Raw genomic sequence first — 24,534 nt, 5'->3', positions numbered from 1 at the left:
TCGGTGGGTTGCGTCGCGGTGGCCGGCAGGGTCGCGGGAAAGCGGCGCGAAGTCAAACGCTTCCGCGCGTTACAGGAAGGGCAGCAGCCAGTCCGCGAAGAACACCAGCAGCGCGGTGATCGAGGCGACCCGCACGAAGCGGTGCAGCCGGTCGGTGCGCAGCTTCTCGGCGGGGCTCGCGAAATGCGGGATCGACACCACCGGGCGCAGGCCCAGTTCGCGGTCCATCTGTTCGGCCGTGTGGATCGTGGGCCGGTTCGGGTCGATCAGCAAAAGCGCGCAGGCGGCGAAGATCACCGCAAGCTTCGGGCCCTGCAGCACGAAAGCGGTCACGACTAGCGCAATCGCCACCAGCGCGAAGCGGCGGCGGCGAAGGGAGGTCAGAAGATGTCGGGCGGTGTGGAGGGCAGTCATGGTGGGTGAGGTCAGCCCGATGGTACATCTGCGGCGCGGTTGAGAACCACGCCCAGCAACGGGGCGCGGTCGCATAGCCTTCGTTCGCACTCGGCGATCTGTCGGCTGGTGGTGCGGGCGCCGTCCGCGACCAGCAGGACGCCATCCACCATCGGCAGAACTAGCCGGGTGGTGTCGTCGCGCAGTAGCGGCGGCAGGTCGATCAGGGTGATGTCGGGGGCCAGCGTGTTCTGGATGCCGTCCAGCACACCCCACATCTCGTCGCCCTGCATCAGGGCCGAGGCGTCCTTGACCGGTCGGTCGTTCAGGCCAAGCGCCAGCGTCTCGCCGATGCGGAACAGGTGACGCTCGGGCGCGCGCGCGCCGGTCAGCATCTCTTCCAGCGGGCCCGTGCCCTTGATGTCGAAGGCGCGGGCCAGCCCCGGATCGGGCAGGTTCAGGTCCAGCAGCAGGGTCCGGAACGCGCTGATCCGCGACAGGCTAAGCGCGAGGTTGGCGGCGGCGAAGGTGCTGCCGCAGTCCGGCGTCGGCGAGATCACCGCGATCCGCGCCATCCGGTTGCCGGGCAGCGACCGCAGCAGGTGGCCGCGCAGATGTTCGAAGGCCTTGGCGGCGGGGTCGGTCGGACGGCACGAGATCAGCCGCACCTTTGCCTTCGGGCCGTAGCTGGGGCTGCGGGCGACGCGGCGCAGACGCGCCCATGCGGGCGGCGGCGACGGGTCGGTCAGGGCGGGAAACGAGCCGGGCAGCGCCGTGTGTTCACGCGGCACGCCGCCGGGCGGACGGCTGCCGCCAGCCCCGGAGCGGTCGCCGCGAGGGTCGAGACGTGAAACGAGAGTCCGTATCATCCTGCCCTCAGGTCCCCGGCGTGGCCTGTCTGGCGAAAGCGTCTGCCGGGGCGGCGGTCAATAGCCGGTACCCTGAAGCACGACACCGACGGTGCGGAAAATCAGACGCAGGTCGGTGGCGGCCGAGCAGGTCATGTCGTATTCGCGGTCGGCCAGGGCGCGGCTGGTGAAGTCGCTTTCGTTGCGCTCCATTACCTGCCAGACGCCGGTCAGACCGGGGCGGTGGGCCATATAGGGGCCGGTATCGCCGTATTGCTCGACTTGATGCGGCATCATCGGGCGCGGGCCGACAATGCTCATGTCGCCGCGCAGGACGTTCAGCAGCTGCGGCAGCTCGTCCAGCGAAACGCGGCGCAGGAACTTGCCGTAGCGGGTGATGCGCGGGTCGTTCTTCAGTTTCTGGGTGCGGTCCCATTCGGCCCGCATCTCGGGGTCGGCTTCAAGGCAGGCTTCCAGCCGTTCGTCGGCATCGGCCACCATGGTGCGGAATTTCACCATGCGGAAAATCTTGCCGCCCTGACCGACGCGGTCCTGCACGTAGATGATACGGCCACCGCCGCGGGCGACCATCAGCGCGCCCATCATCAGCAGCGGTAGGGTGAAGGGCAGGGTCAGCAGCACGAAGGCGATGTCCAGCAGGCGCTTGCCGCGGGCACGGTAGAACGAGGTCGGACGAGAGGTCTTCGTCGGAGCGACCGGCGTGTTGGCAGACGCGCCGCGAGACGGCAGCGAAGTCGGAACGGAAGCGCCGGCGGCGCTGCCCTGCGAGCGGATGTAGCCGCCCGCCGTCGTGTCCGGACGCAGCCGCGGCTGGCCAAGACGGGGCTCTCCCATGCTCATGACAGCCGAATAGTCAGCCAGATCGGCTTCGACCCCGGTCAAATCCCTCATGTTAGTCCCCCAAGAACCCCGTAAACCCCATAGACCTGAAAGACACTCAATCCGGCGGCGCAATAACCCCCAGCAAGCAGCAGCACGCCGTGAAAATGCCTTGATGTTGCCAATATTAGGGCGAGACTTTGGCGGCGTTAATCGCCCAGTCGAGATTTGATCGCGTTTCATGACAACTTCCTGAAATATATACCTAATCATCTCGTACGACGGCAATGGCCTGTTGCAGCGTTTGAAACAGACTGCGCCGGTCATCCGGATTGATGCGGAAAGGGAACCTGCGGGGTGTTGCGGGCCATGATTCGTGGGGCCGAAATGGGCGTCACGATCCGGTGCGAAGCAGGGCACTCGAAGGAAGTACAAAAGGTGAGGGGCGCCGCAATGGGCGCCCCTCTTGCGCCTGTGCCGTGGAAGAGGACGCTACTCCAGCACCAGCGCGAATTTCATCCATTTCTCGATGCTGTCGATCTCAGAGCCGTCGGGCGCCTTGAGAGGGCTTTGCGACGGGCCGAACCCGATCGAAACGGCGCTTTCCGGATCATCCAGCAACGCACCAAGGAAGCAGCTTGCGGTGATCCAGCTTCCGACCTCGCCCAGATGGTTGCCGCCGGCGGCCTCGGCCTCGGCGAGGATGTAGAACCACAGCGGCGTCCGCTCGTGCAGCTTCGAGGCGCTGCCCTGAAGGAAGGCGGCGAGGTCGGGCTTGTTGTCCAACGCGGTGGTGATGTCGGCAATAGGGCCGCTAAGAACCGCGCCGATGTCCTGCAGGTGCTTGTGAAGCGCCTGTCCGGTCGGCAGCCGCAAGGCGAAGCCGCGCCGCAGGTTGCGCCGCGCCAGCTGCCGTTCCAGCGCCCGCATCGCGGCGTCGGTGGCCTTGTCGCCCTCGTTCACCAGATCGCCCAGCGGCGGCGCCAGAAGCGTGTCGATGCTGCGCGCGGTGCGGGCCGGGAAGCCGTCCGAGGTGTCGGGATCGGCGATGACATAGCGGGACCAGTCGACGATCATGTTCTGCGGCAGCCGCGCCTTGCCCTCGGCCTTGTCCTGGCTTGCGGTCTCGCGGAACCCGCCGCCGCCGGTGTTTAGGAAGATCCTCTCGAACTTGGCGTCGTGGGTGTGGGTGCCGGGCCGGCCGAAGTTCTTGTTCAGATCATAAGCGTTGCGCACCATGGTGTGCCCGAACCGATAGACCGCGGCCGAGAACTCCAGCGGGATCACGTCGCCCAGCGTGTCGGTGCCGTTGCGGGCGTTGTAGGCGTCGCGGAACTCGAAGAAGTGCTTCGCCTTGTCGTCCTTGATCCGCTGCACCACCGCCGGGTCGCAGACCGACATCAGGAACTGCTCGACCAGAAGCCACTGGTAATGCAGCGTCGTCAGCGCCTTGGCCGAGGAATAATCCGCCGGCCAGCCGGTGTCATGCGCGGCGAGGTAATCCACCGCGCGGTTGTGGAACCGCAGGAAGCTCAGGTGAAACTGCGCGATCAGCAGGTTCTCGTCGTTGCGCATGTCGCCGATGATGGCCCGCTTCGGCAGGCCTTCCTTGAAGTCCTCGAAATCGGCGGGCTCCATCTGGCTTTCCGCAAGCCGCAGGAACGCGTCGCGCACATGCGGTTCGACCTGCGAAAAGCGCGGAAGGTCGCGGTAGGGGTCAAGATTGTCGGGCAGGTGGCCGTGCGGCACAGTCGGACCCACGCGCATCTTGTTGCGGTAATGCGGGTGCCGCATCCCCGCGATGATCTTGGCGGTATCGCGCGCCTGGTCCGCGGTCATCGTGCTGCCCAGCGGCAGGCCGCCATAGACACTATCAAGGTCGAAGCGCGGCGAACGGGCGTTCTTCAATTGCTGCTCGATCTGTTCCGCCGTGTGGGTCGGCCCGGTGCCGTGCAGCTTCGAGAAGTCGGTGTCGCGGTCGGTGCGCGCGGTCAGTTCGTGATCGAGAAACTGACCCCAGTAGGTCATCACCGGCGGCAGCGTGCTGTCGGGCGTCGCCGTGATGTCGGCAGGGGCCGGGTCGTCCGGGTTCGGAGCCGCGGGCACCATGAGGTCGCCAAGTTCGTCGAGTTCTGCGAGGACGGTGTCGGGCAGGTAGTGATCGGGATTCCCGGATGGCGGGAAAAGATAGCCGAGATCGCCGCGCGCATCTGCCGCTACGTCACCCGCAGCTGGTATGGTCGCGTCAGAGGCAAGGACGCTGCGCTTCTCGGGCTGGTTCTGGCGACGGCCGCCGCCGTGTGACTGGAACTGTATCGACATCTGTCGATCCCCCATCATAAAATAAAGTCAAAGCCTTGCAGTCCCCGGCTAAAGTGCCGGGGTCAAAGGGCCGGTGAAATCAATGTGGGCAGACCTTCGCAGCGCCAGCACCGTTGACGCAAGGTTAAATCTAGGGGTGGTAATGTATTCCTGACCGGCCGGTCAATGACCTGTGAGCGGACGTAACGTTTCCGAAAGCTCGTCTTTGGGTTGTGTTTCAAGCCATTTAACAAGGGCTTGCAGGGCGGGGCGCGGCGTTCCCTGCGGCCACACGAGGTAATAGCGCCCCGCCGCCTCGGTTGCGCCATGGGCCGCGCGCATCAGGCGGGACCGGGTGATTTCCGCCTCGGCAAGGTAGTCCGGCAGCAGCGCCACGCCGAATCCCAGCGCCGCCGCTTCGGCCATCGTGGCGAACTGGTCGAACAGCATTCCCCGCAGCCCCTCGGCGCGGGTGTCGTGGGCGGCGAACCATTCCTCCCAGCCTGACGGGCGGCTTTCGAGGTGCAGAAGCGGCAGGTCCAGCAGCGCCTCGGGCGCGGCGGGGCCGGGCAGCAGCGAGGGGGCGCAGACCGGCACCACGCGTTCGCGCGAGAGTTCGAGGTACTGCACGCCCTGCCAGTCCTGCTGTCCGAAATGAATGGCGGCGTCGAACGGTTCGCGGTCGAACTCGAACGGGGCAAGCCGCGTCGACAGGTTCACCGTCACCTCGGGGTGGTCCTTTGCGAAGGCGTGCAGGCGCGGCGCCAGCCAATGCATTCCGAAGGCGGGCAGGATCGCAAGGTTCAGGCTGCCGCCGGAAGGGTTCGCGCGCAGCTTCAGCGAGGCACGGGACAGCCCGCGCAAACTGTCGCGCACCGCCTGAGCATAGTCGCGGCCTGCGGGCGTCACCGCCATCCCGTGCCGCTCGCGCCGGAACAGAGGCACGCCAAGCTGGCCTTCCAGCACCTTCAGCTGACGGCTCACGGCGGAATGGGTCAACGACAGTTCCTCGGCGGCGGCGGTGGCGCTGCCCAGCCGCTCGACGGCCTCGAAGGCCAGCAGGGAACTCATCGACGGCAGGAAACGGCGGGGCGCGATCATGTGAGTTTTTGTCCAGTCCGGTCGAGTTATTGTCGTTATGCACCCACCGCGCGTTTGGATAAAGATGGTTGGATGATGCATCCGCCCCACGCGCGCCGCGGACGTGGGGATAAGACTGGAGAGATACGACATGCACAGCCTCGATGACCTGAAAAAGGCCGGCCTGAGCGACGACGAGCTGAAAGGCGGCACCCTTACCGTGAAAAGCCCCATCGACGGGGCAGAGATCGCCAAGGTCCACCAGACGCCCGCCACCGTGATGCCCGCCGTCATCGCGCAGGCGCAAGAGGCGTTCTCCGCGTGGCGCAAGGTACCCGCGCCCGAACGGGGCGAACTGGTGCGGCTGTTCGGCGAAGAGTTGCGGAAGTCAAAGGACGAACTCGGCGCCATCGTGACGCTGGAGGCCGGCAAGATCGTGTCCGAGGGATTGGGCGAGGTGCAGGAGATGATCGACATCTGCGACTTCGCCGTGGGCCTGTCGCGGCAGTTGTACGGTCTGACCATCGCCTCCGAGCGTCCGGGGCACCGCATGGCCGAGACATGGCACCCGATGGGGCCGGTCGGCGTGATCACCGCGTTCAACTTCCCCGTCGCGCCATGGGCGTGGAACGCCGCACTGGCGCTGGTCTGTGGCGATCCGGTGATCTGGAAGCCGTCAGAAAAGACGCCGCTGACCGCTATGGCCTGCCTGAAGATCTTCGCCCGCGCCGCCGAACGCTTCGGCAAGGCGCCCGAGGGGCTGGTGCAGCTTGCCATCGGCGGCCCCGAGATCGGCGAGGCGCTGGTGAATGCGCGTGAAGTTCCGGTGATCTCGGCCACCGGCTCGACCCGGATGGGCGAGATCGTGGGCCCCAAGGTCGCCGCGCGGTTCGGGCGCTGTATCCTTGAGCTGGGCGGCAACAACGCGATGATCGTGGCGCCCACGGCGGACCTCGACATGGCGATCCGCGCCATCGTGTTTTCGGCTGTCGGCACCGCCGGCCAGCGCTGCACCTCGCTGCGCCGCCTGATCGTACACGAAAGCATCCGCGCCGAACTGGTCGAGAAGCTGGCGAAGGCCTATGCCTCGCTGCCGATCGGCGATCCCCGCGAAGCGTCGACGCTGGTCGGGCCGCTGATCGACAAGGGCGCGCAGGACGCGATGATGAAGGCGCTGGAGGCCGCAAAGGCCGAGGGCGGCACCGTTCGCGGCGGCGCGGTGGCCGAGGGTGTCGCCGGTGGCGCTTACGTGACACCGGCAATCGTCGAGATGCCCAAGCAGACCGACACCGTGCGCGCCGAGACCTTCGCGCCGATCCTTTACGTGCTGGGCTACAGTGACCTCGACGAGGCCATTGCGATTCAGAACGACGTGCCGCAGGGCCTGTCGTCGTGCATCTTCACCCTGAACGTTCGCGAGGCCGAGACCTTCGTTTCGGCGGTGGGATCCGACTGCGGCATCGCCAACGTGAACATCGGCCCGTCGGGCGCCGAGATCGGCGGGGCCTTCGGAGGAGAGAAAGCCACCGGCGGCGGGCGCGAAAGCGGCTCGGATGCGTGGAAGGGCTACATGCGGCGGCAGACCAGCACGGTGAACTACTCGGCGGAACTGCCGCTGGCACAGGGCGTCAAGTTTGACATCTGAGCCGGGCAACCTGTGGGAGGCGACCTGTGCCGAGACGGTACAGGCGCCGCCGCTGACAGGGGATGCGACGGTCGACCTTGCGGTGATCGGCGGCGGCTTCACTGGCTGTAGCGCGGCGTTGGAAGCGGCGCGCGCGGGTGCGTCGGTCTGCGTGCTGGAAGCCCGGCGGATCGGCTATGGCGGCTCGGGGCGCAACGTCGGGCTGGTTAACGCCGGGCTTTGGCTGCCGCCGGACGAAATCGTCGCGCTGATGGGCGAAGCGCCTTCCGCGCGCCTGATGGACGCGCTGGCGGCCGGACCGGCCACGGTGTTCGCCAAGGTCAAAGAGCACGGCATCGCCTGCGAGGCGGTGCAGGCCGGTACGCTGCATTGCGCGCATTCCGAAAAGGGGCTGGAGGATCTTCAGACCCGGTTTCGGCAAGGCAACCGCATCGGCGCGCCGGTGCGTCTGCTGGACGCCGCCGAGGCGCGGGCGCGGGTCGGGACCGAGGTGATCCATGGCGCGCTGCTGGACCCGCGCGCGGGCACGGTGCAGCCGCTGGGCTACTGCCGCGGACTGGCGCGGGCGGCGGTGGCTGCGGGCGCCAAGCTGCACGCGCAAAGCCCTGTGACGGCGCTGACCCGTGACGGCGAGACGTGGCGTCTGAGCGCAAACGGCCACACGGTCCGGGCGCGGAAGCTGCTGCTGGCGACCAACGCCTATCACCTTGGGATCGACGACCCGTTCCGACCGCAGGCCGCGATCGTCGGCTTCTCGCAATACGCCACCGCGCGGCTTGACGCGGACCTGCGGGACCAGATCCTGCCGGGGGGCGAGGGATGCTGGGACACCACGATGGTGATGAACTCGTTCCGGGTCGACGCCGCCGGGCGGCTGATCGTGGGGGCGATGGGCAACCGCCGTGCGCCGACTGGCCCGATCCACGATGCCTTTGCGAAGAAGCTGCTGGCGCGGCTGTTCCCGCAGGTGAAGGACCGCACGCTGACCTTCGAGCATGCGTGGCACGGGCGGATCGGCATGACCTCGGATCACATTCCCAAGGTGGTCGGGTTCGGGCCGGGGGCCTACGCGATATTCGGTTATTCGGGGCGCGGCATCGCTCCGGGCACGGTGTTCGGCACCGCCGCCGCGCAGGCGCTGTTGCGGGACGATCCCGACGCGCTGCCGCTGACCCCGGTCGACCGCTATGCCGAGCGGTTCACCCGCCTTCGGTCGGTCTATTACGAGACCGGAGCGGCGCTGGACCATGCGCGGCGTCTGGTCTGAGGCGTCAGCCCTTCGGTCCGCCCACCGTCCAACGGTCGGCGAAATGCTTCAGCGCGATGGTGTTGTTGCGGTTGTGACCTTCGCCCGGCACCCGGTTCACCAATCCCAGCCGCGTGCTTTGCAGCAGCTTGGCCTGCGCCTTCGGCACGAAACTCAGCGACGGCGCGGGCAGAACCCGGATCGGCACGTTGCACAGGGCCGAGGACCGCACGTCGTCGACATAGCGCGTCTCTGCCGGGTCTTGCGAGAAATCCGCCAGCCGCGCGGTGTCGAAGAACCGGGGACGGACGAGATAGCTCATCACGCCCTGAAAGATGTCGACCGGGCGTGGGCGGCGCAGGCGGCTGGCGCGGATCGGGGCCGGGGGCTGCATGAACAGGTTCGAGCGGATGGTGGTCATCCGGTCGGTGAGGTCAGCCGGGGCGATCCAGCCCGACATGGTATGGACGACCTCGGGGTCCTTTCTGACCGCGGTCTCGTACCGCGAGATCAGCCAGCGCGGGTAGATGCGATCATCGTCGACCACCAGCAACAGCGTCTCCGGTGGCTCGGCCAGCACCGAGGGGATCAGCTTGGTGCCGGGGCCAAGATCGGCGCAGCGGCGGATCTGAAGCGACTTCAGGCGCTCAAGCGCCTCGGGCACCACATAGGCCACCTGCTCGCGCGCGCTGAATTCGGGGACGTTCAGCACGATACGGGCGGGCGGGCGCGACTGGTCCAGCAGGCTTTTCAGCGTGGGTTCCAGCAGGCCGATGCGGCTGGGGGTGGTGGTCAGGGTCACCACGATGTCCGAGCGGTCCGCTTCGGCCCAGCGGTCGTCCAGCGCCGCAAGAGGGGTGCGCGACAGCTTCCACTCGCGCCACAGGTCGGCGGGCAGCCACTCGCCCTCGAACAGGTGATGCACCCAGATGCCGGCGGCGGCCATCAGGACAAGGACAAGGGGCAGGGCGATCCACAGGCTCATACGGCCCTATTGCGACGGCTGGCCCAGCCGTGCAAGCCGCTCGACCAATTCGTCGTGCAGCGTTGCCCGTTCCTCGGGGCTGAGGAAGGCGCCGAGTTCGACGGTTCGGCCCGCGCCGCTGAGTGTGACGTAGTTCTCGACCGGGCCGCCCTTCTTGTGGATCTCGACGCGGATCCAGTAGGGGTTCGCTTCCCACCGCCGCTCGGGCTTGCGGATGTCCTTGCGCACCAGCGTCATCCGGTCGGGCCAGATCAGCAGTTCCTCGGTCTTCTCGACCGCGTCGCGGGCGTTGTGGCGCATCATCTTCCATGTCAGCGCCAGCGCGCCCATCACGAAGGGCAACAGCCCCCACAGCACCGGCGAGCCGATGACCGAGAACAGCGGCACCAGCACCATCAGGAAGGTAATGCCGAAGAAGGCCACGAACCCCTCGGGCGACAGCGAGCGGTGCGGCCAAATGTCCAGCGTCCAGACCGGTGCAGGGTCCGGTGCCTGTTCCGCAAGGGGGGCCGAGTGTCCGTGTGTCCAGCGATAGGGCATGTGGCCGTGTCTAAGCCGTTAAGTTTCGTCCGACCAGTGGGCAGCGTGGCGCAGGTCGGTCAGGTGGGCGTGTCGGGCGGACCGTCCGGGCCGTCGCCGCGCAGCCGCACGATGATGCCCGCGAAGGCCAGGACGATAAAGGCCCCGGCGGCGATCAGCGCCAGCAGGATAGCGGACTCGGCCCACTCGTTCGCGCGGTCATAAGCGATGGTGTAATCCTCGTACCGGCGCGGCAGGGTCATCCCCGCCATCGTTGCGCTGATATAAAGAGGCACCAGCATCAGCCCGTGCGCCGCGTAAATAAGCAGCGCCGACAGGCCGGGACGGATCAGCGCGCCGAACCGCGACAGGGCAAGATAGATCGCCCCGGCTGCAAGGAACAGCAGCGCAAGGCTGATCACATAGTGGCCCTGGATCACGGCGTAATAGTTCATCGGCGCCATGCCGACCGCGCCGTGCTGCAGGCGCGGCAGCGCGATGAGCGTCGCCAGTGCGGTGCCAAGCCACAAAAGCGCTACGGCGAGCACCAGCCAGCCGGGCCAGCGCGCTCGGCCGGCCAGAAGCGCAGGCAGCGGCAGAAGTCCAAGAGCTATGGCGAGAGGGGCGCTCATTTTCAAATATGGGTCGTGTCTTCGCGCGCGGGTTCAATGCATCTGGACCGGCTTGCGATCCGTCGTTCGGCGCGAGGTAGCCCGGAACCCGCGCCGGTCCAGTCACGGTTTTGGGTGTCGCAACGCAAGTTGGGGCTTTCCCGTGCCGGTTGGCTGCCTTTGGCCGCAGCCGGCATGCGGGACCTCGGCCGCAAGCGTTGTCCCAAATGAAAAGGGCCCCGCTTTCGCGAGGCCCTTCCGGTTGGCCGATCTGGCCGGATCAGTGCGCGTGGCCCTTGTCCCATTCGGACTGCTTGGGCAGCGTTTCGAACGTGTGTTCCGGCGGCGGGCTGGGCAGGGTCCATTCCAGCGTATCCGCATGCTCGTTCCAGTAGTTCGCCTCGGAGACGCGCTTGCCGCGGTACAGGGTGTAGAACACGATTCCGATGAAGAACACGAACGAGGCGAAGGACAGGAAGGCGCCCAGCGACGAGATCTTGTTCCAGTAGGCAAACGCCTCCGGGTAGTCGATGTAACGGCGCGGCATGCCCTGACGGCCCAGGAAGTGCTGCGGGAAGAACGTCACGTTCGCGCCGATGAACATCAGCCAGAAGTGCAGCTTGCCCGCCCATTCCGGGTACTGACGGCCCGACATCTTGCCGATGTAGTAGTACACCCCGGCGAAGATCCCGAACACGGCGCCGATCGACATCACGTAGTGGAAGTGCGCAACCACGTAGTAGGTGTCGTGGTAGGCGCGGTCGACCGGGGCCTGCGACAGGACGATGCCGGTGACGCCACCCAGGGTGAACAGGAAGATGAAGCCGAAGGCGAAGAGCATCGGCGTCTTGAACTCGATCGAGCCGCCCCACATCGTCGCGATCCACGAGAAGATCTTGATGCCGGTGGGCACCGCGATGACCATCGTCGCCAGCATGAAGTAGGACTGCTGCGTCAGCGACATGCCCACCGTGTACATGTGGTGCGCCCAGACGACGAAGCCCAGCGCGCCGATCGCGATCATCGCCCAGACCATCGGCAGGTAGCCGAAGACGGGCTTGCGCGAGAAGGTGGCGACCACGTGGCTGATGATGCCGAAGGCGGGCACGATCACGATGTACACTTCCGGGTGGCCGAAGAACCACAGGATGTGCTGGTACAGAACCGGGTCACCGCCGCCCGCGGGCGAGAAGAAGGTGGTTCCGAAGTTCCGGTCGGTCAGCAGCATGGTGATGGCGCCGGCCAGAACCGGCAGGGCCAGCAGGATCAGCCACGCGGTGACGAAGATCGACCAGGCGAAAAGCGGCACCTTGAACAGGGTCATGCCGGGGGCGCGCATGTTCAGGAAGGTGGTGATCATGTTGATCGCGCCAAGGATCGACGAGGCGCCCGACAGGTGGACCGCGAAGATCGCGAGGTCGGTCGAATAGCCGCCTTCGGTGGTCGACAGCGGCGGATAGAGAACCCAGCCGATACCCGAACCCATCTGGTCGTTGCCGCCCGGCGACCACACCGACAGCACGGCCAGCGCCGCACCGGCGGTGAACAGCCAGTAGCTGAGGTTGTTCATCCGCGGGAACGCCATGTCCGGCGCGCCGATCTGCAGCGGCATGAAATAGTTGCCGAAACCGCCGAACAGGGCGGGAATGACCACGAAGAACATCATCAGGATGCCGTGGCCCGTGATCATCACGTTCCACAGGTGGCCGTTCGGCGTACAGGTCTCGGATGCGTTCGCGAAGATCCGCGCCCCTTCCATGCACATGTGCTGTACGCCCGGGTTCATCAGCTCGATACGCATGAACACGGTGAAGAGGACCGAGACGAAGCCGAGGGCCGCCGCGGTGAAGAGATAGAGGATGCCGATGTCCTTGTGGTTCGTCGACATGAACCAGCGGACGAAGAACGAGCGGTTGTCCTCGTGTCCGTGGCCTTGGATGGCGGCGTCGGCCATGCGTGCCTCCTGGGTTCCGATTGTTAGTTATTGCCAGCACGACCCGAGTCACCCCGGATCGCGTCGATTGAATGTGTTTCTAGTCGGCGGGCCCTCGCTCGGCAACGCCCGAAATTTGATCTGTGTCAATGTGACCGGGCCTGAATGTCGCACACTGGCGGCGAAGAGGCGCCGTTCTCACGATGCCGTTAGGGGAAGCGGGCCGGGCAAGGCCCGCGCAGTCCTGTTTTTCGGCGGCGAAGGGAATCACCGTGCGCCCGCTCCGGCGTCACGAAACGGGTCATCCCCCGCGCAGCGTCGGATATTTCACCTGAGGCACAGGGGTCTTCGCCGGGCGAGGGGGCGATCGGTGCGTTTTGATGAGGGGGGAATTCCTGATGAGACTGTTTACCAAACCGGCTGCAATCCTGGCGCTTGGTGCGGCGGCGCTGCTGGCCGGTCCGCGCGACGCAGAGGCGACCACGGTGACGTGGTCGGGCAACAAGCATCGCTACGATATCATCGAGGTGACGGGGATCACCTGGCACGACGCCTATCTCGCGGCCAGGGCCTTTTCGCCAAAATCGGCGCTTGCCAGCATCACCTCTGCCGCCGAGAACGCCTTTGTTCAGGGCCTGCTGCTGTCGACCGCGGCGGATGCGACATGGCTGGGCGGTATCCAGCACCCGCTTGCGCCCGCGCCGGACGCGGGCTGGAGTTGGGTCGACGGCGAAGCATGGGGCTACACGAACTGGGCGCTTGGCGAACCGAACGACATCGTTCCGGGTGGCGAGTTCTTCCTCGAAATGAACCGGGCGGGCAAATGGAACGACATTGGCCCGAGCTATGCCGAGAAACGCGCCTATGTCGTCGAGACGGTGCCGCTTCCCGCCGGAATGGGCCTGTTGCTGTCCGCGCTGGGTCTTTTCGGCCTTCTGCGCGGGGCCGGGACGCGGCGGGCCTGATCGAGGGTGGGCCTAAGGGCGGTCAGGCCTCGGCCAGTTCGTAGTGCCGGATCGTCCGTTTCTCGACCAGTTCGGCTTCTGCCGGGTCGATGTGCGGGCTGGCATAGTCCTCGCCCACGAAGGCCTTCAGCGCGTCGAGGTCGCGCCAGACCATAACGAAGCTGAACTCGCGCGGGGTTTCGGGTCGTGGCGCGCCGGGCAGAACCTCGACGATCCCGTCGGTGGCTTTCATCAGCGGGATGGCGGTGTCGTGGAAGAACGTGGCGAACTCTGCCTCTTTGCCGGGGCGGGTTCGGACCTGAAATTTGCGCATGATCATGGGACCGTCCTTTCGGATAAGCGGTCTCTGCCTGCGTCGCTGCCTTCGCACACTTAGGATAACACACCTTCACCCGGACAGGTGGTGTGGACGCCGGAATTTGTCACGGCGGGGGCTGCGATGATACCCAAGGGTCGATGCACCGAGTGCCCGAATGGAGCGTGCGAGAATGGCGGACCCTTTTCAGAACGTGGATGCCCACGGCAGCGACTTTGTCGAAACGGTCGTGTCGGTCCTCTACAACCGCGCCCACGAACCGGTCATGGCCGGAATCGTGGACGACTACCTTGCCGCGCTCGATTTCCCGGATGGCGGTGTGCATATCGAGATCGGGGCGGGGTCCGGTGACATCTCGCGCCAGATCGCGGCACGCGCGAAGGGAGGAGGGGTCATTGGCATCGATCCCTCCGAGGGGCTGATCGCCGCCGCGAAGAAGGGCGCCCCGGTCCCGGGCCTGTCGTTTGAAACAGGTGACGGCGCCGCGCTTCGGTTCGGCGACGGGTCCGTAGACAACGTGGTGATGCACACGGTCCTAAGCCACGTCCCCGATCCGGCGCGTCTGCTGTCCGAGGCGGCCCGCGTCCTGAAACCCGGCGGGCGTCTCGTTGTCTGCGACGCGGATTTCGAGAAGATGTCGCTGGGAAACGGATTTGCCGATCCGATGCAGGCTTGCGCCCAATACTTCGCCGAACACTTCGTGACCGACAAATATCTGACGGCGCGTCTCCGCCCGCTTGTGATGGCGGCTGGCTTGACGGTCGAGCGCTTCTCACTGACCAGCCGGACAATCACCTCGGGCACCGGAGCGCGGAATTGGGTCGCCATGGGCGGCCGCAAGATGGTCGAGACCGGACTGATCGGGCCCGGCCTGCTGGATGCGCTGCTGGCGGAGCACGACCGGCGCGCGGAAGAGGGCACCCTGTTCGGCCACCAGCCCTTCGTCACGCTGCATGCGATGAAACCGCGCGCCTGACAGCGCTTAGCAGCCCCCCCCAAAAAAAACGCCCGCGGCCAAAGGCCGGGGCGTCAGTCAAGGGACAGGGACAGGGGGCTAGGGCAGCCCCCGTTGGCATAAGTGGCGTTAGCCGGCCACCGCGGCGATCGGAACGATGAGAGCCATGCCAAGCCCGACCATCGTCAGAAAGAGCATTTGAGCGTTCATTGGAAATCTCTCCTGCTGTTCATCCTGACAACGTTATAAATCGCCTAAAGGTTTCATTAAAATTAACGGATTCCATACGGTCTGGAATTCCGGACCTGACGGGGGCTTCGGTGACGCTGGGGAAGTTACTCCCCAAACACCTCGTCGAACGTCATCTTCAGCGCGACGTCCAGGTCGTCCATCGTGACCGGCAGGCCGAGGTCGACGAGGCTGGTGACGCCGTGGCCGGTGATGCCGCAGGGGACGATGCCGTCGAAGTGGGACAGGTCCGGCTCGACGTTGATCGAGATGCCGTGGAAGCTGATCCATTTCCGCAGGCGGATGCCGATGGCGGCGATCTTGTCCTCGCGGGGGGCGCCGTCGGGCAGGGCGGGCTTTTCGGGCCGGGCGACCCAGACGCCGACGCGGCCCTCACGGATCTCGCCCTTCACGTTGAAGCGGTCGAGCGTGGCGATCACCCATTCCTCGAGTTGCTGCACGAAGCGGCGCACGTCGTGGCCGCGGCGGCCGACGTCGAGCATGACATACACGACCCGCTGTCCCGGCCCGTGATAGGTGTACTGGCCGCCACGGCGGGTGTCGTACACCGGAAACCGGTCGGGGTCGGTCAGGTCAGAGGGCTTGGCCGAGGTTCCGGCGGTGTAGAGCGGCGGATGTTCCACCAGCCAGATCAGCTCGTCCGCCTCGCCGGCGGCGATTGCGGCGGCACGTGTTTCCATAACGGAAACAGCGTCCTCGTACCCAATGGGACCGTCAGAGGTGATCCATTCTACCATGGCGCGCATTCACCTGAAAAAACGGACAAAGTCCAGAGGTCGGGTATTTCGGTATTGCACCGAAACGGCTGCTCCGGCGACAGTAATGTGGTACACGAGGGTATCCGAGTTGATTTAAGTCCCAGGAGGGGTCCGAATGTTGATAAGAAAACTGATTGCAGTGGCTGCCATTGCTGCAACGCTCGCCAGCCCGGCACAGCGTGCGGCAGCCGATGCCGGGGACGCGATCCTTGGCGCCATCGTGGGCGGTGTCATCACCGGCATCGCGGTGAACGAAGCCAACAAGAACAAACCGCCGAAGCGCACCACCGTGGTGGTTCGGCCCGACAGCCCGCAGCGCGCGGCGAATCGCGTCACCCAGAACGCGCTGAACTACTTCTCGTTCAACGCGGGTTACGCCGACGGCGTCTTCGGCGCCCGTACCGCGGCCGCCGTGCGCGCCTATCAGGCGTTCCTCAACTTCCCGCAGACCGGCAAGCTGACCGCGGTCGAGCATGACATCCTGATTTCGGCCTACAACCGTGGTCAGGCCGGCGGCTACGACGTCACCCAGCTGATCAGCACCGATCCGATGGGCAGCCGCGCCCTGCTGGTGTCGCAGCGCAACCTTGTGCTTGGCCCGCCTGCCGGGTCCGGGTCGACCTCCAGCACGCCCACGGTGGCGACGATGGACACCGACCTCGGGACCGTCACGGTGCCGGAAACCGCCACGCCGGAAGTGGCCAGCAACGACAAGCCGATGGGCCTGCCGCTGATCCCGGTGCCGACCGGCAAGGGCAACCTCGCCGACTTCTGCTCGGGCTCTGACGTCACCGGCCCGCGCATCACGCTGGCGGGGATGACCGATCCGGTTCCCGCGCTGAACCAGGCGTTCTGCGGCGCCCGCGCCGAAGCGATCGACGCCTCGGCCGCGCTGGCAAGCGGCGTCCAGGGTGTGACCATGGCCGACATCGAGGCACAGTGCGAGGCGCTGGGTCCGGTGGTGCAAAGCTATGTGTCGATGCTGCCCGGCAAGGACCGCGCCGACGTCGTCGCCGCGGTGGACCAGTTCATCACCGACAGCGGCACCGACCGCAGCCAGCTGGCCTCGACCGCGCAGATCTGCCTGGGCGTTGGCTATAAGAAGGATGACCTGACCGTCGCGCTCGGCTCGGCCCTGGTGCTGGTCGCGCTGGACGAGGCCGCCTATGGCGAGCTGATGGGTCACCACCTGTACCACGGCTTCGGCGTGTCCGAGAATCAGGACCGTGGCGTTGACTGGCTGGTCTGGACCACCGACGAGCTGGACGCGGGCGCGACCCCGGTGTTCGGCTCTGCCGACGGCGTGCGCGGCGCGCTGGTGAACGAGGCGGTCTATCGCCTGAACGGTGGCGCTCCGTCCTCGGCGGCGAAGAACACCTCGTCGAAAGGCAAACTGCCGGTGGTCAACACGGGCAACTGATCGTCTGATCGGTGACGGAATGGCCCGGACCGCCCCGCGCGGCCCGGGCTTTTTCATGCCTTTACGGCACGCGTCGCTTTTTGTCGTACGGGTGCAAAATCGCTCTTCACATCGCCCGAAGCCTCGGTTAAACCCCCGCCACCAATTCAGAGTGCGGTCGTGGCGGAATTGGTAGACGCGCAGCGTTGAGGTCGCTGTGGGGTAACTCCCGTGGAAGTTCGAGTCTTCTCGACCGCACCAAATTTTCCGGACAGGTGAATGGAATACCGCCCCTTCGGGGCCGGGGATCGGTGTTTGCCATGGGCTTGGCGCCGACACCGACCGGCGCGGCGGGGCGAGCTTGCCGTTCCGCTTGGAAGCTTCGATAGTCGGCCACGGGAAGGCGAGGGGGCATTGCCGTGAAGATCATGTGTCTGAACAGCTGGGGTGGAAAGCTGCACGAAGTGCTGTTGCCCTATCTTGCCGCGTCCGCCCCCGATGTTCTTTGCCTTCAGGAAGTCACGCACAGCCCCGCGTCGGACAAGGACTGGCTGACCTATCGCGACGGCGATCACGTCCTTCCGCAGCGGGCCAACCTGTTCCGCGATGTGTCGCGGGCGCTTCCCGATCACGTGGCGGTGTTCTGCCCGGCCGCGCAGGGCGAGTTGTGGGACGCGGACCGGTCGATCCCGTCGCAATGGGGACTGGCGACCTTCGTGCATCGCGCGCTGCCGGTGATCGGTCAGGCGCAGGGCTTCGTTCACAAGGATTACGCGCCCGATGGTTTCGGCGCGCACCCGCGTTCCCGCAGCGCACACGGGGTGAGGCTGTACGACCATGGCGCGGGCCGGACCGTCAGCGTGACGCATATGCACGGGCTGCGCGATCTGCGCGGCAAGATGGACACGCCGGAACGCGCGGTGCAGGCCCGCCGGCTGCTCGACCTGTCACGGCAGGTGTCCGGGCCCGAAGACACGGTTGTTGTCTGCGGCGACTTCAACGTCGAGCCGGGAAGCGAGACGCTGGCCATCCTTGCCGAAGCCGGTCTGTCCGAGCTGGTGACCGGGCGCGGCTTTGAGACGACCCGCACGTCGCACTACACGAAGCCGGGACGGTTCGCGGACTATATGCTTGTGAACCGCGAGCGGGACCTGCGCGGTTTCGACGTGATCCGCGACCCGGAGGTCTCGGATCACTGTCCGCTGGTGCTGGACCTGTAGGCCGGACGGCCCGTCAGATCTCCACCTCGACCTTCCCGATGGGATGCGAACAACAGGCGAGGATGTATCCCTCGGCGATGTCGTCCTCGGAGATGCCGCCGTTGTGGACCATGTGGACCTCGCCCGAGATCTTGCGGGTCTTGCAGGTGCCACAGATCCCGAAGGTGCAGCCCGACGGGATGTTGAGACCATTGGCGCGCGCGGCGCCCAGGATGGTCTCGGTCTCGGGGACCTGTGCGGTGACGCCGGACGCGGCGAAGACCACCTCGGCCATAGCGTCCTCTTCCGGCACGACGTCGTCGAAGGGCGCTTCCTGATCCGCTGTTTCGACCGGGGCCTGAAAGCTCTCTTGATGGTAGCGGTCCATGTCGAAGCCGAGGCCCGCCAGCGCGTCGCGGACGGCCTGCATGAATGGCTCGGGGCCGCAGCAGAACACCTCGCGATCCAGATAATCGGGGGCCATCAGGCCCAGCATCAGCTGGTTGAACATGCCCTGATAGCCGGTCCACGGACGATAGCGGTCGGGTTCCTCGATCACCCAGCGCAGGTCGATGCCGGGCAGACGGCTTGCCATGTGCTCCAGCCGCTCGCGGAAGATGATCTCGGACGGGCGCTTGGCGCAGTTGATGAACACGATGTCGGGCTCGGCGCCGGCGTCGTACAGGTAAGTCGTCATCGACATCAGCGGCGTGATGCCCGAACCGGCCGAGATGAACAGGTATTTCGGCGCCTCGTGGTTCATGTAGCTGAACAGGCCGGCCGGACCCATTGCCTTGATCCGCATGCCGGGTTCGAGGTGGTCGATCATCCAGCGAGCGCCGATGCTGCCGGGTTGCGCCTTCACCGTGACCGTCAGCGACATCGGCCGCGACGGCGAGGAGGAGATGGTGAATGTGCGCCAGACCGGGCCGCCCGGAACCGGCAGTTCCAGCGTCAGGAACTGGCCCGGCAGGAAGTCGAACAGCGCGCCCGAGGGCGACTGGAAGGTGAAGGTGCGGGTGTTGGGCACCTCGGGCAGGACCGAGGTGCATTCCAGCATCTCGCTGTCCTTCCAGATCGCGGCGGCGGAAACTCGGGCAAGCTGGTTCATCAGATCACTCCGCGGCCAGCGCGACGGGGTCAAGCCGCGCCGCCATGGTGGCGCAGTACCAGTCGACGAACTGGATCACGCCGGATTCCTGAATGGCAGAGTAGGGGCCGGGCTCGTAGGCGGGCGAATTGATGCCCTGCTGGTTGTCCTCGACCACCTGCCGGTCCTCGTCATTGGTGGCGACCCAGACCTCGGTCAGGCGCTTCAGGTCATAGTCACGGCCCTCGACCGCGTCCTTGTGGACCAGCCAAGTGGTGCGCACCTCGGTCTCGGTCGGCGACACCGGCGTCACGCGGAAGGTGATCGAGTGGTCGGGCAGGAAGTGGTTCCACGTCGTCGGATAGTGGAACTTCAGCAGGGTGCCCGCGTCGTCGAAGGGCACGCGGCCCAGCTTTTTCGCGACCGCCGTGCCGCCGTCCATGGTGTAGCTTTTCACGCCGGGCTTCAGGGGCATGCGGGCCACGCGGTACTGGCCGTCTTCGGCAAGGTGGAAGGACGCCGGGATGCCCGCGTCTTCCAGCTTCTTGAAGTGGGCGGCGATATGGGCGGGCGGCGGGCCGTCGCCGATGCCCGACACGTCCGGATCGTCCGGGTAGGTACGGCACAGGGCAGGGTGGTTGCCGCCGCAGTGATAGCACTCGCGGTTGTTCTCCCAGACCAGCTTCCAGTTGCCGTTCTCGATGATCGACGAGCTGTAGGCGACCTTCGCGTCCGTCAGGTCGTGCGGCGCAAGGTAGGGCTGCACCAGCGCGGCGAAGGCGTCGAAGTCGGGCGGGTTGTCGGACAGGCAGATGTAGACCAGCCCGGCCAGCACGCGGCAGGCGACCGGTTTCAGCCCATGGGCCGAGGCGTCGAACTCCGGTCCCATGTCACGCGCCCACAGCAGGCGGCCGTCAAGTTCATAGGTCCACTGGTGATAGGGGCAGACCAGCTTGGGCGAGTTGCCCTTCGCCGACTTGCACAGGACCGAGCCGCGGTGGCGGCAGGTGTTGTGGAACGCCCGGATCTCGCCATCCGCGCCACGCACGAGGATCACGCCGTAGGCGCCCACGCGGTGCGTGACATAGCTGCCGGACTTCTCCAGCTCGCAGGCCGGGATCGCGTACAGCCAGTCGCGGTAAAAGATCGTCTCCATGTCCGCCTGGAACAGGTTGGGGTCGGTGTAGAACGGCTGTTCCAGAGCGTGACCGGGCTTGCGCCGGGCCAGCAGGTCGCGAAGCGTGTCCTGCATTCTGCCAATCTCCGCGGCCGCGTGCCGTGCGGCCCTTGGTTCGGCGGGCGGGGGACGCGTGGTCGCACGCTCTGGCCAACGCCCGTGGTTGTGACTCCGGCAGGGCGGGCTGCGCCCTGACTCGGGTTCGTCCTAGCAGCGTCGTGTCGCGACATTTCGCTTGAAAACGACAGAACCGGATACGGAACGGACATGCGCCGGAAACGGCGCTACGGCAGGCGCTGAAAGCGCGGTTCAGGCGGTCTGGAACGGCGCGGAAACAGGCGTTTCGGGCACGGACTGACCGTCGGCGGAACGGGTCGGCCCTTTGTTCGACCCACCGGGGCGATGGTCGTCGAGAATCATTTGCGACGCCTTTTCGCCCACCATGATCGCGGGGGCGTTGGTGTTGCCCGAGGTGACTGTCGGGAAGATCGAGGCATCCGCCACGCGCAGCCCGTCGATCCCGTAGACCCTCAGCCGCGCATCGACCACGTCCCGCACCGGGTCCGGTCCCATCCGGCAGGTCGAGACCGGGTGAAACACGGTGCCGGCGCGGGCGCGGATGTCGGCGATCATCTCGTCGTCGCTTTGCACCTGCGGCCCGGGCAGCAGTTCCGCCTCGATCAGCCGCGACAGCGCGGGCGTTTCGGCAAGGCGGCGCATGATCTGCGAGGCCTCGAGCATCTCTTGCACGTCGAGATCGGTGCCAAGGTAGTTCGGATGGATCGCGGGGGGCGCCATCGGGTCGGGCGACCGGATCTCGAGATGTCCGCGGCTGGTGGGTCGGGTCGGCTGCGCGCCCATGAGAAAGCCGGGGAAGGGGTCCGGGCTCATCAGCGCCCGCTTGCCCGGCACCGCCTTGGTATAGCTGACCGGAGAGAAGAACAGTTGCATGTTGGGCTTCGACAGACCGGGCCGGCTGCGCACGAAGCCGCCCGCCTGATTGACACCCAGCGACAGGATTCCGCGCCGGGTCAGGACATAGTGCAGCCCGTGCCGCAGCTTGCCGTGCCACGGGCGAAGCTGCTGGTTCAGCGTCGGTACCTTCGAGCGGAACAGATAGTCGATCGCCAGATGGTCCTGAAGGTTCCGGCCTACACCCTCGGCGGCGTGGACCACCTCGATACCGTGCGACCGAAGCAATGCGCCCGGCCCGACACCGGACAGCTGCAACAACTGCGGCGAGTTGATTGCGCCCGCGGACAGGATCACCTCGCGCCGCGCGCGCACGTCGTGCTCTGCGCCCTTGCGGACATAGCGCACGCCGGTCGCGCGCGATCCGTCGAACAGGATCTTCGTGGTCATCGCGCGGGTGACGACCCTAAGGTTGGGACGCTTGCGGGCGGGCCGGACATAGGCGCGCGCCGCCGACATGCGCATGCCGTCCTTCGCGGTGTTCTGGTAGGTGCCGACGCCTTCCTGCGACGGACCGTTGAAATCCGGGTTGCGGGCAAACTGCAGTTCCTCGCCCGCGCGCAGAAAGTCCTCGCACATCGGGTGCAGATAGCGGTCCATCGTCGCCACGTGGACGGGCCCGTCGCCGCCCCGCACCTCGGTCGCGCCACGGTCGTTCGTCTCGGACTTGCGGAAGAACGGCAGCACGTCGTCCCAGCCCCAGCCGGGATTGCCCATCGCCTTCCAGTCCTCGAAATCCTCCTGCTGGCCACGAATGTAGACCATCGCGTTGATCGAGCTGGACCCGCCCATCACCTTGCCGCGCGGCCAATAGCTGATGCGGCCGTCAAGGTTCGGCTCGGGCTCGGTGTGGTACATCCAGTTGACCGACTTGCGGTAGAAGGTCTTGCCATAGCCGATGGGCATCCAGATCCAGAAATTCAGATCGCTTCCGCCCGCTTCCAGCAGAAGCACGGAATAGCGCCCGTCCTCTGATAGCCGGTTCGCCAGCACACACCCCGCCGAGCCGGCGCCCACGATGATGAAGTCGTACTCGGACATTGCCGCACCTGTCTGCCTGCGCGCCCGCCGAGGTGCGGGCTCTGACCGGCGACGCTAACCGGGGAATGGTCCGGTTGCGAGAGGCATTGTTGTGTCAGCGCTGAACAGGCCGGTCGGACGCCGGAAATGGATATACTCCCACGTCCAAGTTATCTACATCTTCGCGCAGACAGGAACGACGGGACGGGCGACGATGAAACTGACGCGGCTTGAGACTTTCACCAATGAATTCGTGTGCTTCGTCCGCGCCACCGCCGAGGACGGCGCGCAGGGCTGGGGGCAGGTCGCGCCGTATAACGCCGACATCACCGCGCAGGTGCTGCACCGTCAGGTCGCGCCCTTCGCGCTTGGGATGGACACGGGCGACATCGACGAGATGATGGACACCGTCCGCGACCGCGAGCACAAGTTCCCGGGCGCCTACCTGCGCCGAGCGATGGGCGGGGTGGACACCGCGCTTTGGGACATGCGCGGCAAGCGCGAGGGCAAGCCGGTCTGCGAACTGATCGGCGGTGCGCCGGGCCGGGTGCGGGCCTATGCCTCTTCGATGAAACGCGACATCACGCCCGCGGACGAGGCCGACCGCTTCGCCCGCCTGCGCGACGCCCATGGCTTCGACGCGTTCAAGTTCCGCGTCGGCATGGAGGTCGGACGCAACCGCGACGAGTGGCCGGGCCGCACCGAAGAGATCGTGCCGCTTGTCCGCAAGCGGCTGGGCGGTGACGTGGCGCTGCTGGTCGACGGCAACTCGTGCTACTCCCCCGACCGCGCCATCGAGGTGGGCAAGCTGCTGGCGGACAACGGCATTTCCCACTTTGAGGAACCGTGCCCTTATTGGGAGTTCGACCAGACCAAGCAGGTGACCGACGCGCTGGAAATCGACGTGGCGGGCGGCGAGCAGGACTGCATGATGGCGAACTGGCGACTGATGATCCGCGACCGGGTGGTCGACATCGTGCAGCCCGATATCTGCTATATCGGCGGCATTTCCCGCACGCTGCGGGTGACGCGGATGGCGGCCGAGGCGGGACTGCCGGTGACGCCCCACGCCGCGAACCTGTCGCTGGTGACGCTGTTCACCATGCACCTGCTGCGCGCGATCCCGAACGCGGGCAAGTACCTCGAATTCTCCATCGAGGGGCGCGACTACTATCCGTGGCAGGAGGGCCTGTTCACCACCGATCCCTACCGGATCGAAGACGGCTTCGCGACGGTCACCGACGCGCCCGGCTGGGGCGTCGAGGTCTCTCCGGACTGGCTGGCCCGCGCAAGCTATCAGGTCAGCGAGGTCTGACGCGGGCCCGCCGGGTCAGGCCGCCTTGCGCAGTTCCGCGACAAGCGGCAGGCCCGTCCGGTCCGCCATGCGGTGCGTGTAGGCCGCGACGGCGTCCGGCATGGTCAGACCGGGCACGATGGTCAGCCCGCGCAGGACCGGGAACAGAAGGATATCGTCGATCGACGCGCCTTCGGGGTCCGGCAGATGCGGCACAAGACGCTCCAGCGCGGCCTCGACCTCTGCGATGGTGGCCTCGGTCATTGCGCGCAGTTCATCGAAGTCGCCGAAGGTGGCTTCTTTCTTGGCGGTGAAATAGGCGACCGCCTCGGGGTCGCGGAACTCGGGGTAGACGGGGTCGGGCGTGCGCGGGATGACCAGCGTGTTGATCGCGCTGTTGGCCTGTCGCAGCCAGTCAGCGATGGCGGGGGTCGGGTCTTCGCCGAACAGGCGGGGGCCGGCCAGCCCATCGAGCTTGTGGACGATATCAAGGCTTTCGCCCATGTGGCCGTCGGCATCTTCGAGGATCGGCAACATCTTGGCCCCGATCATCGAGATCGGCGTTTCTTCGTCGTGGTTCGGCAGAAACACGGTTTCCGCGTCGATCCCCTTCAGGCCAAGCGGCATCCGGGCGCGGACGCAGAAGGGACAATGGTCGTAGACGTATAGCTTCATTGCGGTCTCCGGTGGGTTTGGCCCCACGGCTATCGCGGCGGCGTACGGGTTGGAACCCCGGCGG

At 66.3% G+C, this 24,534-nt stretch carries 22 protein-coding genes and 1 tRNA gene; 8 read left to right on the top strand and 15 right to left on the bottom strand.

Features of this window, described 5'->3' with window-relative positions; translation table 11 throughout:
- Positions 1 to 69 precede the first annotated feature (69 nt).
- The 5 genes from ACP156_RS08210 to ACP156_RS08190 form a co-directional block, all read right to left on the bottom strand.
- Positions 70 to 414 (bottom strand): hypothetical protein, encoded by a 345-nt coding sequence (locus ACP156_RS08210; protein ID WP_425050784.1) that lies wholly within the window; start codon positions 412 to 414, stop codon positions 70 to 72.
- Positions 415 to 425: 11 nt separating this feature from the next.
- On the bottom strand, positions 426 to 1,262 hold the full coding sequence (locus ACP156_RS08205; protein WP_425050783.1) for a CpsD/CapB family tyrosine-protein kinase: 837 nt from the start codon (positions 1,260 to 1,262) through the stop codon (positions 426 to 428).
- Positions 1,263 to 1,319: 57 nt separating this feature from the next.
- A complete protein-coding gene (locus ACP156_RS08200) occupies positions 1,320 to 2,153 on the bottom strand; it encodes a sugar transferase (RefSeq protein ID WP_425050782.1) in 834 nt (277 codons plus the stop codon).
- A 420-nt stretch (positions 2,154 to 2,573) separates the two neighbouring features.
- A complete protein-coding gene (locus tag ACP156_RS08195) occupies positions 2,574 to 4,403 on the bottom strand; it encodes a peroxidase family protein (protein WP_425050781.1) in 1,830 nt (609 codons plus the stop codon).
- A 162-nt stretch (positions 4,404 to 4,565) separates the two neighbouring features.
- Entirely contained in the window at positions 4,566 to 5,483 is a 918-nt protein-coding gene (locus tag ACP156_RS08190; protein WP_425050780.1) for a LysR substrate-binding domain-containing protein, read from the bottom strand.
- A gap of 130 nt (positions 5,484 to 5,613) precedes the next feature.
- Here ACP156_RS08190 and ACP156_RS08185 point away from each other — a divergent pair, with 130 nt between their 5' ends.
- Both ACP156_RS08185 and ACP156_RS08180 read left to right on the top strand, forming a co-directional pair.
- Positions 5,614 to 7,107, top strand: a complete 1,494-nt coding sequence (locus tag ACP156_RS08185; protein WP_425050779.1) for an aldehyde dehydrogenase family protein — start codon at positions 5,614 to 5,616, stop codon at positions 7,105 to 7,107.
- Positions 7,097 to 8,374 (top strand): NAD(P)/FAD-dependent oxidoreductase, encoded by a 1,278-nt coding sequence (locus ACP156_RS08180; RefSeq protein WP_425050778.1) that lies wholly within the window; start codon positions 7,097 to 7,099, stop codon positions 8,372 to 8,374. The genes ACP156_RS08185 and ACP156_RS08180 overlap by 11 nt, the downstream gene beginning before the upstream one ends.
- A 4-nt stretch (positions 8,375 to 8,378) precedes the next feature.
- Here ACP156_RS08180 and ACP156_RS08175 read toward each other — a convergent pair whose 3' ends face one another.
- The 4 genes from ACP156_RS08175 to ACP156_RS08160 form a co-directional block, all read right to left on the bottom strand.
- The gene (locus ACP156_RS08175) at positions 8,379 to 9,338 is read right to left on the bottom strand and encodes a hypothetical protein (protein WP_425050777.1); all 960 of its coding nucleotides are present in this window, start codon (positions 9,336 to 9,338) and stop codon (positions 8,379 to 8,381) included.
- Between the two features lie 6 nt (positions 9,339 to 9,344).
- Complete coding sequence (locus ACP156_RS08170) at positions 9,345 to 9,878, bottom strand: DUF2244 domain-containing protein (RefSeq protein WP_425050776.1); 534 nt, start codon at positions 9,876 to 9,878, stop codon at positions 9,345 to 9,347.
- 59 nt (positions 9,879 to 9,937) lie between these two features.
- A complete protein-coding gene (locus ACP156_RS08165) occupies positions 9,938 to 10,489 on the bottom strand; it encodes a hypothetical protein (protein WP_425050775.1) in 552 nt (183 codons plus the stop codon).
- A gap of 259 nt (positions 10,490 to 10,748) precedes the next feature.
- A complete protein-coding gene (locus ACP156_RS08160; RefSeq protein WP_425050774.1) occupies positions 10,749 to 12,422 on the bottom strand; it encodes a cytochrome c oxidase subunit I in 1,674 nt (557 codons plus the stop codon).
- A gap of 377 nt (positions 12,423 to 12,799) precedes the next feature.
- On the opposite strand from ACP156_RS08160, the gene ACP156_RS08155 reads away from it, so the two are divergent.
- Positions 12,800 to 13,366, top strand: coding sequence for a C-type lectin domain-containing protein (locus tag ACP156_RS08155; protein WP_425050773.1), 567 nt, complete (start codon positions 12,800 to 12,802; stop codon positions 13,364 to 13,366).
- A 22-nt stretch (positions 13,367 to 13,388) separates the two neighbouring features.
- On the opposite strand, the gene ACP156_RS08150 is transcribed toward ACP156_RS08155, so the two are convergent.
- A complete protein-coding gene (locus ACP156_RS08150; protein WP_425050772.1) occupies positions 13,389 to 13,685 on the bottom strand; it encodes a putative quinol monooxygenase in 297 nt (98 codons plus the stop codon).
- Between the two features lie 169 nt (positions 13,686 to 13,854).
- Between ACP156_RS08150 and ACP156_RS08145 the strand changes: the two genes are divergently transcribed.
- The gene (locus ACP156_RS08145; protein WP_425050771.1) at positions 13,855 to 14,658 is read left to right on the top strand and encodes a methyltransferase domain-containing protein; all 804 of its coding nucleotides are present in this window, start codon (positions 13,855 to 13,857) and stop codon (positions 14,656 to 14,658) included.
- Between the two features lie 314 nt (positions 14,659 to 14,972).
- Here the strand turns inward: ACP156_RS08145 and lipB are convergent, their stop codons facing one another.
- Positions 14,973 to 15,623 carry a lipoyl(octanoyl) transferase LipB gene (gene lipB / locus ACP156_RS08140; RefSeq protein ID WP_425050770.1) on the bottom strand — a complete coding sequence of 217 codons (651 nt, stop codon included), beginning with the start codon at positions 15,621 to 15,623 and terminating at the stop codon, positions 14,973 to 14,975.
- A gap of 136 nt (positions 15,624 to 15,759) precedes the next feature.
- Between lipB and ACP156_RS08135 the strand changes: the two genes are divergently transcribed.
- From ACP156_RS08135 to ACP156_RS08125, 3 genes are all read left to right on the top strand, one after another.
- Positions 15,760 to 17,064 (top strand): peptidoglycan-binding domain-containing protein, encoded by a 1,305-nt coding sequence (locus tag ACP156_RS08135; protein ID WP_425050769.1) that lies wholly within the window; start codon positions 15,760 to 15,762, stop codon positions 17,062 to 17,064.
- A 153-nt stretch (positions 17,065 to 17,217) separates the two neighbouring features.
- Positions 17,218 to 17,304, top strand: a tRNA-Leu gene (locus tag ACP156_RS08130).
- 167 nt (positions 17,305 to 17,471) lie between these two features.
- Entirely contained in the window at positions 17,472 to 18,263 is a 792-nt protein-coding gene (locus ACP156_RS08125; RefSeq protein WP_425050834.1) for an endonuclease/exonuclease/phosphatase family protein, read from the top strand.
- 13 nt (positions 18,264 to 18,276) lie between these two features.
- On the opposite strand, the gene ACP156_RS08120 is transcribed toward ACP156_RS08125, so the two are convergent.
- The 3 genes from ACP156_RS08120 to ACP156_RS08110 all read right to left on the bottom strand — a co-directional run bounded on the left by ACP156_RS08120 (position 18,277) and on the right by ACP156_RS08110 (position 22,522).
- Positions 18,277 to 19,353, bottom strand: a complete 1,077-nt coding sequence (locus ACP156_RS08120) for a 2Fe-2S iron-sulfur cluster-binding protein (protein ID WP_425050768.1) — start codon at positions 19,351 to 19,353, stop codon at positions 18,277 to 18,279.
- A 4-nt stretch (positions 19,354 to 19,357) separates the two neighbouring features.
- A complete protein-coding gene (locus tag ACP156_RS08115) occupies positions 19,358 to 20,584 on the bottom strand; it encodes an aromatic ring-hydroxylating oxygenase subunit alpha (RefSeq protein WP_425050767.1) in 1,227 nt (408 codons plus the stop codon).
- Between the two features lie 234 nt (positions 20,585 to 20,818).
- Positions 20,819 to 22,522, bottom strand: coding sequence for a GMC family oxidoreductase (locus ACP156_RS08110; RefSeq protein WP_425050766.1), 1,704 nt, complete (start codon positions 22,520 to 22,522; stop codon positions 20,819 to 20,821).
- A gap of 193 nt (positions 22,523 to 22,715) precedes the next feature.
- Between ACP156_RS08110 and ACP156_RS08105 the strand changes: the two genes are divergently transcribed.
- Positions 22,716 to 23,816 (top strand): mandelate racemase/muconate lactonizing enzyme family protein, encoded by a 1,101-nt coding sequence (locus ACP156_RS08105; protein WP_425050765.1) that lies wholly within the window; start codon positions 22,716 to 22,718, stop codon positions 23,814 to 23,816.
- Between the two features lie 15 nt (positions 23,817 to 23,831).
- Here ACP156_RS08105 and grxB read toward each other — a convergent pair whose 3' ends face one another.
- Positions 23,832 to 24,470 carry a glutaredoxin 2 gene (gene grxB / locus ACP156_RS08100; RefSeq protein ID WP_425050764.1) on the bottom strand — a complete coding sequence of 213 codons (639 nt, stop codon included), beginning with the start codon at positions 24,468 to 24,470 and terminating at the stop codon, positions 23,832 to 23,834.
- Positions 24,471 to 24,534: the final 64 nt, after the last annotated feature.

This window comes from Psychromarinibacter sp. S121 (assembly GCF_049801035.1).
Lineage (GTDB): Bacteria > Pseudomonadota > Alphaproteobacteria > Rhodobacterales > Rhodobacteraceae > Psychromarinibacter.
Note: the sequence above shows the minus strand (reverse complement) of the source record. Positions and strands in the feature narration are given on the sequence as shown.

Excerpts from the sequence above, each read along its gene's own strand:
- ACP156_RS08210 (WP_425050784.1), bottom strand. The coding sequence starts at position 414 with ATGACTGCCCTCCACACCGCCCGACATCTTCTGACCTCCCTTCGCCGC.
- ACP156_RS08205 (WP_425050783.1), bottom strand. The coding sequence starts at position 1,262 with ATGATACGGACTCTCGTTTCACGTCTCGACCCTCGCGGCGACCGCTCC.
- ACP156_RS08200 (WP_425050782.1), bottom strand. The coding sequence starts at position 2,153 with ATGAGGGATTTGACCGGGGTCGAAGCCGATCTGGCTGACTATTCGGCT.
- ACP156_RS08195 (WP_425050781.1), bottom strand. The coding sequence starts at position 4,403 with ATGTCGATACAGTTCCAGTCACACGGCGGCGGCCGTCGCCAGAACCAG.
- ACP156_RS08190 (WP_425050780.1), bottom strand. The coding sequence starts at position 5,483 with ATGATCGCGCCCCGCCGTTTCCTGCCGTCGATGAGTTCCCTGCTGGCC.
- ACP156_RS08185 (WP_425050779.1), top strand. The coding sequence starts at position 5,614 with ATGCACAGCCTCGATGACCTGAAAAAGGCCGGCCTGAGCGACGACGAG.
- ACP156_RS08175 (WP_425050777.1), bottom strand. The coding sequence starts at position 9,338 with ATGAGCCTGTGGATCGCCCTGCCCCTTGTCCTTGTCCTGATGGCCGCC.
- ACP156_RS08170 (WP_425050776.1), bottom strand. The coding sequence starts at position 9,878 with ATGCCCTATCGCTGGACACACGGACACTCGGCCCCCCTTGCGGAACAG.
- ACP156_RS08165 (WP_425050775.1), bottom strand. The coding sequence starts at position 10,489 with ATGAGCGCCCCTCTCGCCATAGCTCTTGGACTTCTGCCGCTGCCTGCG.
- ACP156_RS08160 (WP_425050774.1), bottom strand. The coding sequence starts at position 12,422 with ATGGCCGACGCCGCCATCCAAGGCCACGGACACGAGGACAACCGCTCG.
- ACP156_RS08155 (WP_425050773.1), top strand. The coding sequence starts at position 12,800 with ATGAGACTGTTTACCAAACCGGCTGCAATCCTGGCGCTTGGTGCGGCG.
- ACP156_RS08150 (WP_425050772.1), bottom strand. The coding sequence starts at position 13,685 with ATGATCATGCGCAAATTTCAGGTCCGAACCCGCCCCGGCAAAGAGGCA.
- ACP156_RS08145 (WP_425050771.1), top strand. The coding sequence starts at position 13,855 with ATGGCGGACCCTTTTCAGAACGTGGATGCCCACGGCAGCGACTTTGTC.
- lipB (WP_425050770.1), bottom strand. The coding sequence starts at position 15,623 with ATGGTAGAATGGATCACCTCTGACGGTCCCATTGGGTACGAGGACGCT.
- ACP156_RS08135 (WP_425050769.1), top strand. The coding sequence starts at position 15,760 with ATGTTGATAAGAAAACTGATTGCAGTGGCTGCCATTGCTGCAACGCTC.
- ACP156_RS08125 (WP_425050834.1), top strand. The coding sequence starts at position 17,472 with ATGTGTCTGAACAGCTGGGGTGGAAAGCTGCACGAAGTGCTGTTGCCC.
- ACP156_RS08120 (WP_425050768.1), bottom strand. The coding sequence starts at position 19,353 with ATGAACCAGCTTGCCCGAGTTTCCGCCGCCGCGATCTGGAAGGACAGC.
- ACP156_RS08115 (WP_425050767.1), bottom strand. The coding sequence starts at position 20,584 with ATGCAGGACACGCTTCGCGACCTGCTGGCCCGGCGCAAGCCCGGTCAC.
- ACP156_RS08110 (WP_425050766.1), bottom strand. The coding sequence starts at position 22,522 with ATGTCCGAGTACGACTTCATCATCGTGGGCGCCGGCTCGGCGGGGTGT.
- ACP156_RS08105 (WP_425050765.1), top strand. The coding sequence starts at position 22,716 with ATGAAACTGACGCGGCTTGAGACTTTCACCAATGAATTCGTGTGCTTC.
- grxB (WP_425050764.1), bottom strand. The coding sequence starts at position 24,470 with ATGAAGCTATACGTCTACGACCATTGTCCCTTCTGCGTCCGCGCCCGG.